At 65.6% G+C, this 12,699-nt stretch carries 14 protein-coding genes and 1 pseudogene; 5 read left to right on the forward strand and 10 right to left on the reverse strand.

The features are described from left to right. Nucleotides 1-50 precede the first annotated feature (50 nt). Genes THI_RS15685 through THI_RS15700 form a run of 4 tightly spaced genes read right to left on the reverse strand, consistent with a single transcriptional unit; the run spans nucleotide 51 to nucleotide 2,918 of the window. A complete protein-coding gene (locus THI_RS15685) occupies nucleotides 51-677 on the reverse strand; it encodes a DUF4136 domain-containing protein (RefSeq protein ID WP_013107243.1) in 627 nt (208 codons plus the stop codon). An 18-nt stretch (nucleotides 678-695) separates the two neighbouring features. Further along, nucleotides 696-1,700 (reverse strand): tRNA 2-thiocytidine(32) synthetase TtcA, encoded by a 1,005-nt coding sequence (gene ttcA / locus THI_RS15690; protein WP_013107244.1) that lies wholly within the window; start codon nucleotides 1,698-1,700, stop codon nucleotides 696-698. Beyond that, nucleotides 1,697-2,098, reverse strand: a complete 402-nt coding sequence (locus tag THI_RS15695) for a dihydroneopterin aldolase (protein WP_013107245.1) — start codon at nucleotides 2,096-2,098, stop codon at nucleotides 1,697-1,699. Before THI_RS15695 ends, ttcA begins: the two co-directional genes overlap by 4 nt. A gap of 16 nt (nucleotides 2,099-2,114) precedes the next feature. After that, a complete protein-coding gene (locus THI_RS15700; RefSeq protein ID WP_013107246.1) occupies nucleotides 2,115-2,918 on the reverse strand; it encodes an SDR family oxidoreductase in 804 nt (267 codons plus the stop codon). An 18-nt stretch (nucleotides 2,919-2,936) separates the two neighbouring features. Between THI_RS15700 and THI_RS15705 the strand changes: the two genes are divergently transcribed. The 4 genes from THI_RS15705 (at nucleotide 2,937) to THI_RS15720 (ending at nucleotide 5,338) form a co-directional block, all read left to right on the forward strand. After that, nucleotides 2,937-4,169 (forward strand): class I SAM-dependent methyltransferase, encoded by a 1,233-nt coding sequence (locus tag THI_RS15705; protein ID WP_041609042.1) that lies wholly within the window; start codon nucleotides 2,937-2,939, stop codon nucleotides 4,167-4,169. A gap of 8 nt (nucleotides 4,170-4,177) precedes the next feature. Further along, a complete protein-coding gene (locus THI_RS15710) occupies nucleotides 4,178-4,369 on the forward strand; it encodes a DUF2905 domain-containing protein (protein WP_013107248.1) in 192 nt (63 codons plus the stop codon). Nucleotides 4,370-4,492: 123 nt separating this feature from the next. Next, on the forward strand, nucleotides 4,493-4,888 hold the full coding sequence (locus THI_RS15715) for a DUF2000 domain-containing protein (RefSeq protein WP_050985987.1): 396 nt from the start codon (nucleotides 4,493-4,495) through the stop codon (nucleotides 4,886-4,888). Nucleotides 4,889-4,891: 3 nt separating this feature from the next. Then, nucleotides 4,892-5,338 carry a LysE family translocator gene (locus tag THI_RS15720; RefSeq protein WP_013107251.1) on the forward strand — a complete coding sequence of 149 codons (447 nt, stop codon included), beginning with the start codon at nucleotides 4,892-4,894 and terminating at the stop codon, nucleotides 5,336-5,338. A gap of 102 nt (nucleotides 5,339-5,440) precedes the next feature. Here THI_RS15720 and THI_RS18185 read toward each other — a convergent pair whose 3' ends face one another. Next, nucleotides 5,441-6,310 carry an AraC family transcriptional regulator gene (locus THI_RS18185; protein WP_013107252.1) on the reverse strand — a complete coding sequence of 290 codons (870 nt, stop codon included), beginning with the start codon at nucleotides 6,308-6,310 and terminating at the stop codon, nucleotides 5,441-5,443. A gap of 85 nt (nucleotides 6,311-6,395) precedes the next feature. Beyond that, nucleotides 6,396-7,613 carry an MFS transporter gene (locus THI_RS15725; RefSeq protein ID WP_013107253.1) on the reverse strand — a complete coding sequence of 406 codons (1,218 nt, stop codon included), beginning with the start codon at nucleotides 7,611-7,613 and terminating at the stop codon, nucleotides 6,396-6,398. Nucleotides 7,614-7,730: 117 nt separating this feature from the next. Here THI_RS15725 and THI_RS15730 point away from each other — a divergent pair, with 117 nt between their 5' ends. Continuing rightward, nucleotides 7,731-8,672 carry a LysR substrate-binding domain-containing protein gene (locus THI_RS15730; RefSeq protein ID WP_013107254.1) on the forward strand — a complete coding sequence of 314 codons (942 nt, stop codon included), beginning with the start codon at nucleotides 7,731-7,733 and terminating at the stop codon, nucleotides 8,670-8,672. On the opposite strand, the gene THI_RS15735 is transcribed toward THI_RS15730, so the two are convergent. The 4 genes and pseudogenes from THI_RS15735 to hyi all read right to left on the reverse strand — a co-directional run bounded on the left by THI_RS15735 (nucleotide 8,590) and on the right by hyi (nucleotide 12,694). Further along, entirely contained in the window at nucleotides 8,590-9,504 is a 915-nt protein-coding gene (locus THI_RS15735; protein WP_013107255.1) for a DUF3014 domain-containing protein, read from the reverse strand. The genes THI_RS15730 and THI_RS15735 overlap by 83 nt on opposite strands. 82 nt (nucleotides 9,505-9,586) lie before the next feature. After that, the gene (locus THI_RS15740) at nucleotides 9,587-10,972 is read right to left on the reverse strand and encodes a glycerate kinase type-2 family protein (RefSeq protein WP_013107256.1); all 1,386 of its coding nucleotides are present in this window, start codon (nucleotides 10,970-10,972) and stop codon (nucleotides 9,587-9,589) included. A gap of 21 nt (nucleotides 10,973-10,993) precedes the next feature. Then, a pseudogene (locus tag THI_RS15745) lies at nucleotides 10,994-11,893 on the reverse strand (2-hydroxy-3-oxopropionate reductase); the annotation flags it as partial. Between the two features lie 27 nt (nucleotides 11,894-11,920). Further along, complete coding sequence (hyi, locus tag THI_RS15750) at nucleotides 11,921-12,694, reverse strand: hydroxypyruvate isomerase (protein WP_013107258.1); 774 nt, start codon at nucleotides 12,692-12,694, stop codon at nucleotides 11,921-11,923. Between the last annotated feature and the right edge of the window lie 5 nt (nucleotides 12,695-12,699).

A 12,699-nucleotide genomic window follows, 5' to 3' on the forward strand; every position in this document is an offset into this window, starting at 1 on the left:
CCATAAGTTGCAAATGTGACATTCTGTTTAATGTGCGATCCGTTCCGCCCTCAGCGCGGGAACAGCACCTTGTGCTCGCCGTACTCCGAAGGAAATCCACGCAGCACGGCCTGCGCCAGCGGCAGGGCCACCGAGGCCAGACCGCGTTCGTAACCGCCGGTGCTGGCGTGCGACTGCCAGATGAGAGCGCCGGTGGCGGTATCGCGGATTTCGAGCGAGAAACTGCGTTCGTAATAGTTGGGAGGCGGCATCCAGCCGAACATACCGCCTCCCCAGCCCCCCCAGCCTCCGGGAAAATACACCGCGCCGTTGGGCAGCAACACGGGCGGGGGCCAGACCGAGGGGCCGTAGGTGGCTTCGAGATCGAGACGCACGGTGTAGGCGTAGCGCGCGGTATAGGGCGCCGGTGTGCCCAGCAAGGGCACCATGCCGGCCTGGGTCATGGCGTCGAGCACGGCGGTCTGCAGGGTGTAGGCATCGGCGCTGTCGGCATTGCCGGGCGCGGCCTGCACCTGCACCTTGGCGCCCACCAGCGCTTGCGGCGCGGGGTTGGGGGTGACAACGGTGGCGCGCAAATCTGTCAGGCTAGCGCAGCCGCCAAGCAGCAGCGCGGGCACCAGCAACAGGCCGATGCGGGCGGAATGCCAAAGGCGGGTTAGGCTGTTAGGTGAGCGCATGGCCTGTTCTCCTCTACTTCAAAACCATTGGACGGATTGTGCGCGCGGGAGTTCGCCTGCGCCGCTGCAAGGTTCCGCATCAAAGGCGATGTCGCCCATCGGGTCGGGCAGCCCGGTGGCGCGCAAGCTCGCGAAGTCGAACAGGCTGCGGTCGGCCAGATGCGAAGGCACTACCTGTGTGAGCGCGTTGAACATGGTCTGCGCGCGGCCCGGCGTCTCGCGCTCCCATTGACGCAGCATCGCCTTGACCTGTTTGCGCTGCGCATTCTCCTGGCTGCCGCACAGAGTGCAGGGAATGAGCGGAAAGGCGCGCAACTCGGCCCAGCGCTCCAGGTCGGTTTCCTCCACATAGGCCAGCGGGCGGATGACCACGTGTTTGCCGTCGTCACTCACCAGCTTGGGCGGCATGCCCTTGAGCTTGCCGCCGAAGAACAGATTGAGGAAAAAGGTTTCGAGAATGTCGTCCCGGTGGTGGCCGAGCGCGATCTTGGTCGCCCCCAGCTCGCCCGCCACGCGGTAGAGAATGCCGCGCCGCAGCCGCGAGCACAGTCCGCAGGTGGTCTTGCCCTCGGGGATGATGGACTTGACGATGGAATAGGTGTCCTGCTCCTCGATGTGAAAGGGCACGCCGCGGCTCTTGAGATAGTCGGGCAGCACCTCTTGCGGGAAGCCGGGCTGCTTCTGGTCGAGGTTGACGGCCACCAGATCGAAGTCGATCGGCGCGCGTTCGCGCAGGCTCAGCAGAATGTCGAGCAGGGCATAGCTGTCTTTGCCGCCGGACATGCAGACCATCACCTTGTCGCCCTGCTCGATCATGTTGAAGTCCACCACCGCCTGGCCGATGAGGCGGTGCAGGCGCTTGGAGAGCTTGTTGTTCTCGAACAAGGCCTTGTGGGCGGCACGATAAGTGGCAGCGGCCTGCGGCGACTCGGCTGAGGTGTCAGACGAGACTCCCCTCCTCGCTTCGCTCGACTCCCGGTGGGAGTTGAACGCTCCTTCGGAACGGCCGTGCGGCGCGCTCATGGCTGCAAATCCTTCACATGGAACACTTCCACGCCCACGCTCTCGCAATCGGGATAGACGTCGGGCTTTTCGGTGGACACCCGCACGGCCTTCACCCGCGGATGTTCGAGCATGATGCGCGCCACGTCGTCGCACAGGGTTTCCTGCAGATGGATGTGGCCGCGCGCGATACGCGCCGCGATCACGCTGCGCATGAAGTCGTAATCGACCACTTCGTCGAGCTTGTCCTGCTGCGGGGTGGACATGGCCAGCGGAATGAACAGATCGACATTGATGAGCACACGCTGCTCGCCCCGCTTTTCGAACTCGTGCACACCGATATTGATGTTGACTTCGTAGTTCTGCAAAAACAAGCGGCGGCAAGCGCGCAGGGCGGGATGCGACAGGGCACTGAACATGGTGAGATTCCTTGAATTAACGGGGCGCCTGATCGCGCGCGGCAAACAGCACGTCGCGCCCGGTGCCCGCGAGATGCTGGCCGCCATCGACCAGCAGGGTGGCGCCGGTCATGGCGCGGGCCTGCAGCGCGAAATGCACAGCCTGCGCCACGTCTTGCGGCGTGCTGCCGCGCTGCAGCGGGGTGCGGCTGTGCACGCGGGTGAATTCGTCATCGGTCATCGGGCCGGAAGGCAGCATCAGGCCAGGCGCCACGCCCACCACCCGCAGCACGGGCGCCAGCGCTTGCGCCAGCGCCACGGTGGCCGCCTGCAGCGCCGCTTTCGACAAGGTGTAGGAGAGATAGTCCGGATCGGGATTGGCGAGCTTCTGATCGAGCAAATTGACCACGCAGCCCTGCGCGCCGCGCGCGCTCAACTGCGCGTGCAACGCCTGCGCCAGCAGCACCGGGGCGATGGTGTTGACTTGGTAGTGACGCTGCGCCGCTTCCACGCTGAAGTGCTGCGCGTCGTCGAACTCAAACAGCGCGGCATTGTTCACCACCGCGTCCACCCGGCCCAAGGCTGCGACAGCCTGCGGCAACAGGTCTCGCGCGGCGGCGGGGTCGAACAGGTCGGCGCCGACGGCTGCGGCTTGCGCCCCCAGCGCCCGCGCCTCGGTGCAAACTGCGTCGGCCGCCGGTTTTGAGCGGTGATAGTGCACCGCCACATCCCAGCCTTGCGCGGCCAGATGCAAGGCGATTTCCCGCCCGAGCCGGTGCGCGCCGCCGGTCACCAGCACCTTGGGGCGGGTAACGGGAAGGGTTGTGGCGTCGGGCGGCATGCTTTCTAGAATGTCTTGATGAACGAACAGTCGGCAAGTCTACCGGCGCCCGCCCCGATGGCGCTGGAGCGCAGCGCGCAACTCCTGGCGCAAATCAGGGCTGCTCTGCATGCGGGCGGGGGCTGGTTGCCGTTCGATGCCTATATGCAACAGGCGCTCTACGCACCCGGCCTGGGGTACTACACCGGGCAGGCCGGGCAGTTTGGCGACTTCGGCAGCGACAGCGACTTTGTCACCGCGCCCGAACTGTCCCCGCTGTTCGGCCGCACCCTGGCCGCTCAGGTGGCGCAGGTGCTGCAGCAGGGCGATCTGCACACCGTGGTGGAATTCGGCGCGGGCTCGGGCCGGCTCGCCGCGCAGATACTGGGCGAACTCGATCATCTGGGCTGCGCGCCGCGGCACTACGCCATTGTCGAAGTCTCCGGCGCGCTCAAGCACCGGCAGATGCAAACGCTGCGCAGCGCCGTGCCCCATCTGTTCGACCGCGTGCAGTGGTGGACGGCCTTGCCCGAGACGTTCGAGGCCGTGGCCATCAGCAACGAAGTGCTCGATGCCATGCCCGTGAAACTACTGCACAGACACGAAGGCGGCTGGATGGAACGCGGCGTGGCGCAAGAGGGCGACGATCTGGTCTTTGCCGACCGCGCCACCGCCCTGCTGCCCCCCGCCCCCGAAGCGCACGCCCTGCCCATCGGCACCGTGACCGAAATCCACCCGCAGGCCCTGGCCTTCGTGCGTACCCTGGCCGACCGGCTTGCGCGCGGCGCGGCGCTGTTCATCGACTACGGCTTTCCGCAGCGCGAGTACTACCACCCGCAGCGCCACATGGGCACGCTGCAGGCGCACTACCGCCACCGCGTGCTCGACGATGTGCTGCTGTGGCCGGGGCTGGCCGACATCACCGCGCATGTGGATTTCACCGCCATCGCGCTGGCCGCACAAGACGCCGGGCTCGATGTTCTGGGCTACACCAGCCAGGCCAGTTTTTTGATGAACTGCGGCCTGCTCGATCTCGTCGCCGCCGAACTGGCCGCCGGGCCGCCGCCGGTCGCTCCGAGCAGCGCCGCCGCCCTATGCGCGGCCACAACCGCGCCCGGCGGCTCGCACTACCTGCGGCAGACCGCCGCCGTCAACAAACTGTTGAACGAGAGCGAAATGGGCGAACTGTTCAAAGTCATCGCCCTGGGCCGCGGGGTGGACGCGCACGCCCTGCGCGGCTTCGCGCGCGGCGACCGCACCCATACGCTGTAGAGCCGACCATGCGCTGGCTGATCGTTTTCATTCTCGCGTCCATCGTGTTTTCGGCGCTGCTGCCGCATCTGCGCCGCTTTGGCATCGGCCGCATGCCGCTGGACTTCACCGTCAAACTGTTCGGCCGGGAATGGCTATTTCCCTTCGGCTCAAGCATCCTGCTGTCTTTCCTCGCCTACGTCATCGCGCGACTGGTGTAGAGGCAGCGAAAAGCGCAACTGCATTCAAGACGCCTTGTGCGTGATTGAGTACGGTTTCCCACTGACGGAAGCTGCAAGCCTTGCAGCCCGATTCGTGCGGAGACTCTTTTGAAAAAATGCGTGTTGATCATCGACGGCAGCTTGCCCGTCGGTTTGGTGGCGAACACCGCCGCCGTTCTTGCCATGAGCCTCGGTCGGCTCCACCCCGAGCTGATCGGTGCGGACTTGCCCGATCAAGACGGTCAGATTCATCCGGGCATCACCACCATCGTCCTGCCCGTTCTCAAAAGCCAACCGGAGCAAATGGCGAACATTGCCCGACGCGCACGAGAACTGCCCAGTGGCGAGGTTCTGGTGATCGACTTCACCTCCTTGGCCCAGCAGGCGAAAACCTACGGCGATTACCAATCAGCCTTATCCGCAACGCAGGCAACCGCGTTGCGCTACATGGGCCTGTGCCTGTTTGGCGAAGCAGCACACATCAAGTCGTTGACCGGCAGTCTGCCCCTTCTGCGGTGAGCCATGTTGAACACGCCTGATCTGATTGCTCTGGTTCGAGAACTCGCGTTGCCTTTGGCGGGTTTCGCCGTGGTGACTTCGGCATCTCCCGGCCCGGTCAATGTCATTGCCGCCACATCCGGAGCGAATTTCGGCTGGCTGCGCACCTTGCCGCATGTTTTCGGAGCCACGTCGGGCTTCACTTCTCTGATTCTTGCGATGGGGTTTGGCTTGGACTCCGTCCTGCGTCACACCGCTTGGCTGCACATGGCGTTGAAAGTGCTCTGGGCGACCTTTCTCACCTACATCGCCATCAAGCTATTTATGGCACGGGCAGACGCTACGGCCAGCGCACGATTACGAAAAGCCCCTTCGGCAAGACAGGGACTGCTGGCGCAATGGACAAACCCGAAAGCCTGGATTGTTGCGGCCACTGGCATCGCAACCTATACACGCACAGGCGATGCCTAAATCCCAAGCGTCCTGCTGCAGGGCATCATCTTCACGTTGATCTGCTTTCCATCCATCGGCGCATGGGCGCTCTTCGGGCACGCAGCGAAACACCTGCTTGCCTCACCCAAGGCGATTCATCATTTCAACGTCGGCATGGCTGTCTTGCTGCTGATCTCCATCGTTGGCGTGTTCTTTTGAGAAACGCTCCGCAGAAGGGGCCTGTCGGCTCAGGCTCTGGAACCGTCCTGGCGTCACACCAAACACCTGTTTAAACGTGCGGGTGTAGTGAGGTTGATCTGAAAAATGCAGGGCATGCGCCGTCTGCGCAATAGTCAGGCCGGAACGCAAGAGGTGACGGCTTTTAATCGCACGGAGTTGCCGCAAATAGGCTCCTGGCGTCAGACCAACCTGTTGCCGGAATGTGCGAATCGCATGCCAGCGTGTGTGTTGGGTTGCGCTTTCAATTTCCGCAAGAACCAGAGGCTCACTCCACTGTTGATCCAGCGACTGACGCAGCACATTGGAGGGTGGACGGGCCACGCCAGGGGATGCCGTACGCAACCTGGCGGCGAATGCCCGCAGCCACTCGCCCAGAGACACGTCAGGCGACATCAACGTGCGAGCGTCAGAGCCGATGGCAAAGGCCCCTTCACCGTCCACCCAGACCCGCTTTCGACCGGCGTGAATCAATCCGGGCAATTCGGGTGCATGGGCCTCCAACACGTGCGCCGCAACGTAAACCACTCGGTATTCAACTGCCTCGGCTGTTGGAAGACTTTCATGCACCTCGAAAGGCGGGATGGCGAACACGGCCCCAACCGGTGCAAGCTGCATTTCGCCGCGAGACTTGAAGGTGCAGTTCCCTTTGACCACAATGCCGAACGACCAGGAATCGTGAAAGTGCGGCTCCAAACCCCGTCCGTCCATGCGGGCCTGGATCTTTTCCACCTCGTTACATGGATCCGCGTGCCAGTGGGAGATCTGTTTCATTGCGTGCTCGCTGTCTTTCCAAGAGCGGCGAGAACCGCCCCAAGACGTTGCCGCCAAAAAATCGTACTGGAAGCAAGGATAACGATCAAACGGTTGCTGTGATGGGTGTTGGTTTCCACAACCGCCAAGCCGCCACGCCGATAGCCAGTTGAGCAATCAGCACCAGCGCCACACACCCGGCCCAGCCCGCGTGCGCCCAGACCCAGGCCGGGCCGAAAGCGCCCACGCTGCCGCCCACGTAGTAGCACAGCACATACAGCCCAACGGCGGCTGACCGCGCCTGACCCGCGAGCGCGGGCACCTGCGCCGTGGCCATCGACTGCGCGATGAACACGCCGCCGGAACTCAGCGTCAGCCCCAGCACGATGGCCCAGACCGGACTGAGCAGGGTCAGCAACATGCCCCCGCTGCCCAGCACCACCGCGGCGACGAACACCCGCCGCTTGCCAAATTTCCACGCCAGCTTGCCCGCCAGCGGCGTGGCCACCATGCCCACCAGATACACGGTGAACAGCAGGCTCAGATCCTTGAGGTCAAAGCCATACGGCGGCGCAGCCAGATGAAAACTCACATAAGTGAAAGTGCAGACCTGCGAGAACAGAATGCCAAAGCCGATGGCGTAGGTACCGAGCAGTTTGGGGTTGCGCAGGTGCAAGGCAAAGCCGGACAGCGCAGCGCGCACCCCGCCGCGGCTTGCCGCAAACCGGCGCGAGGCCGGCAAGCCGCGCGCAATCAACAGCAGAAACAGCAGATTGATCGCCCCCAGCACCACGAAGGCTGCCTGCCAGCCCGCATGCGCCGTGACCATGCCCGCGATGAAGCGTCCGCTGAAGCCCCCGGCCACTGAGCCCGAGATGTAGAGCGCGGTCACCGCCGGAATTTCGGAGGGCGGCCATTCCTCGCTGATATAAGCCACCGTCGCGGTGAACACGCCGGGAATGCACAAGCCCTCGATGGCCCGCCACACCAGCAGGCCGTGCAGCGAGGTGGCCGTAGCCGCCAGCAGGGTGGACAGCCCCAGCCCCGCAAGCGAGACCAGCAGCACCCGCTTGCGGCCGAAGCGGTCTGCCGCGATGCCTGAAAACGGCGCCGCCACCGCGACCGCCAGTGTGGTGAAGGTGATGGTCAGACTGAGCTCGGCCACGCTGGCGTGGAACACCGACTGCAGGCTGGGCAGCAGCCCCTGCGTGAGGTACATGGTGAAAAACGCACACATGCCCGCCGCCGTCACCGCAGCGCGGCGCAGCCACTCGGGCGGGCCTGCGGCATCCTGAAGCGATGGGGACAAGGCGGTGGTGGACATGGGCGGGATGATTCGGGGGCGATACGGCGAGGCCAGCTCGCCCCGCCTCATCACAGCTTAAGTCCACCTGTTTGATAGGTGAAATATCATTTTCTAAAACTCTGATCTGTTTTCGATATGGACTTACGCCATCTGCGCTACTTCGTCGCCGTGGCCGAAGAGCGCCACTTCACCCGAGCCGCGCAGCGCCTGCACGTGTCGCAACCGCCGCTGAGCCAGCAGATTCAGGCGCTGGAAGCCGAGCTCGGCGTGCCCTTGTTCACCCGCGGGCGCGGCGGAGTGCAGCGCACGGCCGCTGGCGACGCCCTGCTGCCGCTGGCGCGGAGCATTCTCGACGCGGTGGAACACGCCGTTGCGCAGACCCGGCAGGTCGGCCGCGGCGAGACCGGCAGGCTGGCCGTGGGCTTTGCCGGCTCGATGCCCTTCACCGATGTGATGCCCCGGCTGCTGCGCGACTTTCGCGCCGCCTGGCCGCAGGTCGCGCTCGATCTGCGCGAGCAGCCTTCGCAATCGCAGATCGACGACCTGCTCGCGCACCGCCTCGATCTGGGTTTCATCCGCACCACGCAACTGATGCACGACCCCCGCCTGTCCACCCTGGTGGTGCAGCGCGAGTCCTTGTTGGCCGCCTTCCATGCCGACCACCCCCTGGCCGCGCGGGCCAGTTTGCGCTTGAACGATCTGCGCGATCAACCCTTTGTAATTTACAGCGCCAGCCTGGGCGCAGGTCTGCGCGAACAGACACTGGCGCTGTGCGCCCAGGCGGGTTTTAGCCCGCACATCGCGCAGGAAGTGCACGAAATGCCCACCCTCATCGGCCTGATCTCGGCCGGATTGGGCGTGGGCATCGTCGCTGCGTCGATGCAGCGCGCCCAGTTGCCCTGGGTCGCCTACCGGCCGCTGGCCGATGTGCAGGCCAGCACCGAGGTCCTCTTGGTGTGGCGGCGCGATGACCCGCAGCCGCCGCTGCGCAACTTCATTGCGCAGGCGAAGGCGCTGTTGCCGCAGGCTGCATCTGCGCCCGCAAATCCTGACGGAACTGACGCAGCCAGTCCTTGACCGCGCGCTCGTTTTCCAGCCCCATGCGCATGAGGATTTTCTGCCCCGCAGGGGCGGCTTCGAGCGCCGGGTCGGCATAGATGTAGAGCACCTTGGGCTGGCGCAACAGCACCGCCCCCTGCGGCTCGGGTGCCTGCAGCAGATTGGTAATCACCGCCAGCAGGCGGTCGTTGAAAGCGCTTTTGGGATGCCCCAGCTCGCGCCACGCCTGCTCGCACAGCGGGTAGAGCTGCACATAAAGCTGCGCGGCGCGCTGCGGTGAGATGGCGGTGAGCATCTGCACATAAGGCGCATAGCGGCGGGCATTGTCCGGCGCGATGGCCAGATCGGCCCCCTGCCCCGTGGTGCGCAGCGCGCCGGGAACGGGATGCACCGGCCAGACCTGCTGCGGCACGGTCTGCCGCGTCAGGTTGTCCACCGTGGCGACAAAGTGCAGGATGAGTTGGCGCGGCACCAGCCAGGACAGCCCAGGCTTGCCGAGCAAGGCGCCGAGCTCTTGCAGCACCGTCGCATCGCTGTGGTGCAAGGCGGGCAGCGAGGCCGTGCTGGCGGGCAGTTGCAGCGGCGCCGATGCCACCGATGCCACCGAGGCCGCAGGCTGGGGCGCACTGCTGAGCGCGGCGGGTGCGCTGCCAGTCTTAGCCGGGGCGGAGGCTGCCGTGGGCACAGCGGCGGTATGACCCATCCAGGCCTGCGTCCACTGCTGCAAACGCTCGCGGTTGGCATAGCCCAGCACGACCAGCGCCACAATCAACAACACCGCCACCAACCAGCCCACGCGGCGCGGTGGCGGTGGACGCAAGGGATCGTTGGACGGGGCAGACTGCGGCATGGCGACCTCCGGAGAACATGTCGCCTCAGTATGCCAGCATGCACTGTAAACAGGTTTTACCGCGGGGGTTTTACTGCCGGAATCAAAGCACCAGCACGGCGCGGAAGTCGTTGACGTTGGTGTAGGTCGGTCCAGGCGTCAGCAGATCGCCGGTAGTGGCGAACAGGGTATAGGCGTCGTGGCCGTCGAGCACAGTGCGGGGGTTCAGCCCGGCGGCGCGGGCGCGGGTGAGGGTGTCGGGCGTGATCCAGGCGCCGGCGTTGTCTTCGCTGCCGTCGATGCCGTCGGTGTCTCCGGCGAGCGCCCAGACGCCCGCCTCGCCGTCGAGGGCCAAGGCCAGGGCGAGCAGAAACTCGGTGCCGCGCCCGCCCTTGCCGGGCGTGCTGCCTTTGGCCACGGTCACGGTCGTTTCGCCGCCGGAGAGGATGACGCAGGGCTTGGCGAAAGGCGTGCCGTGACGCGCCACGCTGCGGGCCAGCGCCGCGTGCGCCAGCGCGATGTCGCGCGATTCGCCTTCCATATCGTCGGCCAGGACATGCGCGGCGATGCCCGCTTGAGCGCAGGCGTCAGCCACGGCTTGCAACATCTGCCTGGGGGTGGCGATAAGTTCGACGCGGTTGCCGTTGAACACGGCATCGCCCGGTTTGGGCGTTTCGAGCGCGCCGCTCTGCAGCCCGGCGCGGATAGTCTGGGGAATGCCGATCCCGTATCGATCGATGATGGCCAGCGCCTGCGCACAGGTGCTCGGGTCAGGCACGGTGGGGCCGCTGGCGATGGTGGCGGGATCATCGCCCGGCACGTCGGAAATCAACAGCGTGAGCACCTGTGCGGGGGCGCAGGCGGCGGCGAGCCGTCCGCCCTTGATGGCCGAGAGGTGCTTGCGCACGCAGTTCATTTCGCCAATGGTGGCACCGCTCATCAGCAGTTCGCGGTTGATGCGCTGTTTGTCGGCCAGTCTCAGCCCCTCGGCGGGCAGAGGCAGCAGCGCCGAGCCGCCGCCGGAGATGAGGCAGACGACGAGATCATCGGCGGTGAGAACGCCCCCCACGCTCGCTTGCGCTCGCTGCCCCCCGAGGGGGCTCTCCCCGCCTTGAGGCGGCTCGGCGGCGGTGAGACCCTGGGTGAGCGCCAGCATGCGCCGCGCCGCCGCTTCCCCTGCAGCGTCGGGCACGGGGTGCGCTGCTTCCACCAGTTCGATGCGGCCCGGTTTGCCGCGCAGCGCCGGCGGCACATACCCGTAGCGCGTCGCGACGAGCCCGGAAATCGGCGCGTCCTGCGGCCACAGCGCATCCAGCGCCTCGACCATGGCGCCGCTGGCCTTGCCCGCACCGATCACCAGGGTACGGCCCTTGGGCGGCGGCGGCAGAAACGGCGCCATCACCTCCCGCGGCTGCGCGCGAGCCACGGCCACGTCGAACAGGGCGCGCAGAAACGCGATGGGCTGGTCAGTGGCGCTAGGCAGGGTCATGGGGCAGTCGCGGCAGTCGTCTCAGGCGTCCGGCGCAATGGTGTGGTGGCTCATCAGCTCGACGGCGCGGCACAGCGCGGAGTGATCGAGCCCGTCCATGCCGTTGGCGGCGCAGGCCGACATGAGTTGCTGCGCCACGGCCGTATTGGGCAGTGCGACGCCGAGTTGTTTCGCGCCCGACAGCGCCAGGTTCAGGTCTTTCTGGTGCAGGTTGATGCGGAAGCCCGGCTGGAAGGTGCGCTTGACCATGCGCTCGCCGTGCACTTCGAGAATGCGTGACGCCGCGAAGCCGCCCATCAGCGCCTGGCGCACCTTGGCCGGATCGGCCCCGGCCTTGCTGGCGAACAGCAGCGCCTCGGCCACGGCCTGGATGTTGAGCGCGACGATGATCTGGTTGGCCACCTTGCAGGTCTGGCCGTCGCCATTGCCGCCGACCCGGGTGATGTTCTTGCCCATGAGTTTGAACAGGGGCTCGACCTTGTCGAACACCTCCTGCTTGCCGCCGACCATGATGGTCAGGCTCGCCGCCTTGGCGCCGACCTCGCCGCCGGAAACCGGCGCATCGAGATACTCGCAACCCAGCGCGTTGATCTGCTGGGCGAAAGCCTTGGTTTCCATCGGCCCGATGGAGCTCATATCCACCACGATCTTGCCCGGCGTCAGCCCCTGGGCCAGGCCATCGTCAGCGAACAGCACCTTCTGCACATCGGGCGTGTCGGGCACCATGGTGAAAATGATGTCGGCCTTTTGCGCCACTTCGGCATTGCTGGCGCAAGGTTTGGCGCCTGCGTCGAGCAGGGCTTGCGGCACTTTGCTGCGGGTGTGGACGTACAGCGTATGCCCGCCCGCCAGCAAATGGCCCGCCATAGGCGTGCCCATGATGCCCAGTCCGATGAATCCCAGTGTTGCCATGTCGATCTCCGTTTTGTTGTGAACGTGTGGTTGGGTTTACAGCCCGGCCAGCCAGCCCAGCCCAGCGGTCGTGGTGGTCTTGGGTTTGTATTCGCAGCCGATGTGGCCGGTGTAGCCGATGCGGTCGAGATGCTGGAACAGGAAGGCGTAGTTGATCTCGCCAGTGCCCGGCTCGTTACGCCCGGGGTTGTCGGCCAGTTGGATGTGGGCGATGCGCGGCAGGTGCTTTTGCATCGTCGCGGCCAGCTCGCCTTCCATGCGCTGCATGTGATAGATGTCGTACTGCAGGAACAGGTTGTCGCTGCCCACCTCGTCCATAAGGGCCAGCGCCTGCGCCGTGCCGTGCAGGTAAAAGCCGGGAATGTCGAAGGTGTTGATCGGCTCGATCAGCAGACGGATGCCGTGGGCGCCAAGTTGCCCGGCGGCGTAACGCAGGTTGCCGACCAAGGCGGCGCGCAGCACGGCGGGGTCGGCGCCTGCCGGGGCCTTGCCCGCCAGACAGTTGACTTGGGTGACGCCCAGCGCAGTGGCGTATTCGATGGCGCGGGCCACGCCCTCGCGGAATTCATTCACCCGGTCGGGCAGGCAGGCGATGCCGCGCTCGCCCGCATCCCAGTCGCCCGCGGGCAGGTTGTGCAGCACGATCTGCACACCGGCCTCCAGCGCGGCGTTGCGCACCTGCTGCGCGGTGTGGGCGTAGGGAAAGAGGAATTCCACCGCCTTGAAACCGGCTTTGGCGGCAGCTTCAAAACGGTCGATGAAAGGCTCTTCGGTGAAGAGCATGGTGAGGTTGGCGGCAAATTGCGGCATGTCGG

It is taken from the genome of Thiomonas arsenitoxydans, from assembly GCF_000253115.1.
Taxonomy (GTDB): domain Bacteria; phylum Pseudomonadota; class Gammaproteobacteria; order Burkholderiales; family Burkholderiaceae_C; genus Thiomonas; species Thiomonas arsenitoxydans.

Coding starts and splice junctions, on each gene's coding strand:
- THI_RS15685 (WP_013107243.1), bottom strand. CDS start 677: ATGCGCTCACCTAACAGCCTAACCCGCCTTTGGCATTCCGCCCGCATC.
- ttcA (WP_013107244.1), bottom strand. CDS start 1,700: ATGAGCGCGCCGCACGGCCGTTCCGAAGGAGCGTTCAACTCCCACCGG.
- THI_RS15695 (WP_013107245.1), bottom strand. CDS start 2,098: ATGTTCAGTGCCCTGTCGCATCCCGCCCTGCGCGCTTGCCGCCGCTTG.
- THI_RS15700 (WP_013107246.1), bottom strand. CDS start 2,918: ATGCCGCCCGACGCCACAACCCTTCCCGTTACCCGCCCCAAGGTGCTG.
- THI_RS15705 (WP_041609042.1), top strand. CDS start 2,937: ATGAACGAACAGTCGGCAAGTCTACCGGCGCCCGCCCCGATGGCGCTG.
- THI_RS15710 (WP_013107248.1), top strand. CDS start 4,178: ATGCGCTGGCTGATCGTTTTCATTCTCGCGTCCATCGTGTTTTCGGCG.
- THI_RS15720 (WP_013107251.1), top strand. CDS start 4,892: ATGTTGAACACGCCTGATCTGATTGCTCTGGTTCGAGAACTCGCGTTG.
- THI_RS18185 (WP_013107252.1), bottom strand. CDS start 6,310: ATGAAACAGATCTCCCACTGGCACGCGGATCCATGTAACGAGGTGGAA.
- THI_RS15725 (WP_013107253.1), bottom strand. CDS start 7,613: ATGTCCACCACCGCCTTGTCCCCATCGCTTCAGGATGCCGCAGGCCCG.
- THI_RS15730 (WP_013107254.1), top strand. CDS start 7,731: ATGGACTTACGCCATCTGCGCTACTTCGTCGCCGTGGCCGAAGAGCGC.
- THI_RS15735 (WP_013107255.1), bottom strand. CDS start 9,504: ATGCCGCAGTCTGCCCCGTCCAACGATCCCTTGCGTCCACCGCCACCG.
- THI_RS15740 (WP_013107256.1), bottom strand. CDS start 10,972: ATGACCCTGCCTAGCGCCACTGACCAGCCCATCGCGTTTCTGCGCGCC.
- hyi (WP_013107258.1), bottom strand. CDS start 12,694: ATGCCGCAATTTGCCGCCAACCTCACCATGCTCTTCACCGAAGAGCCT.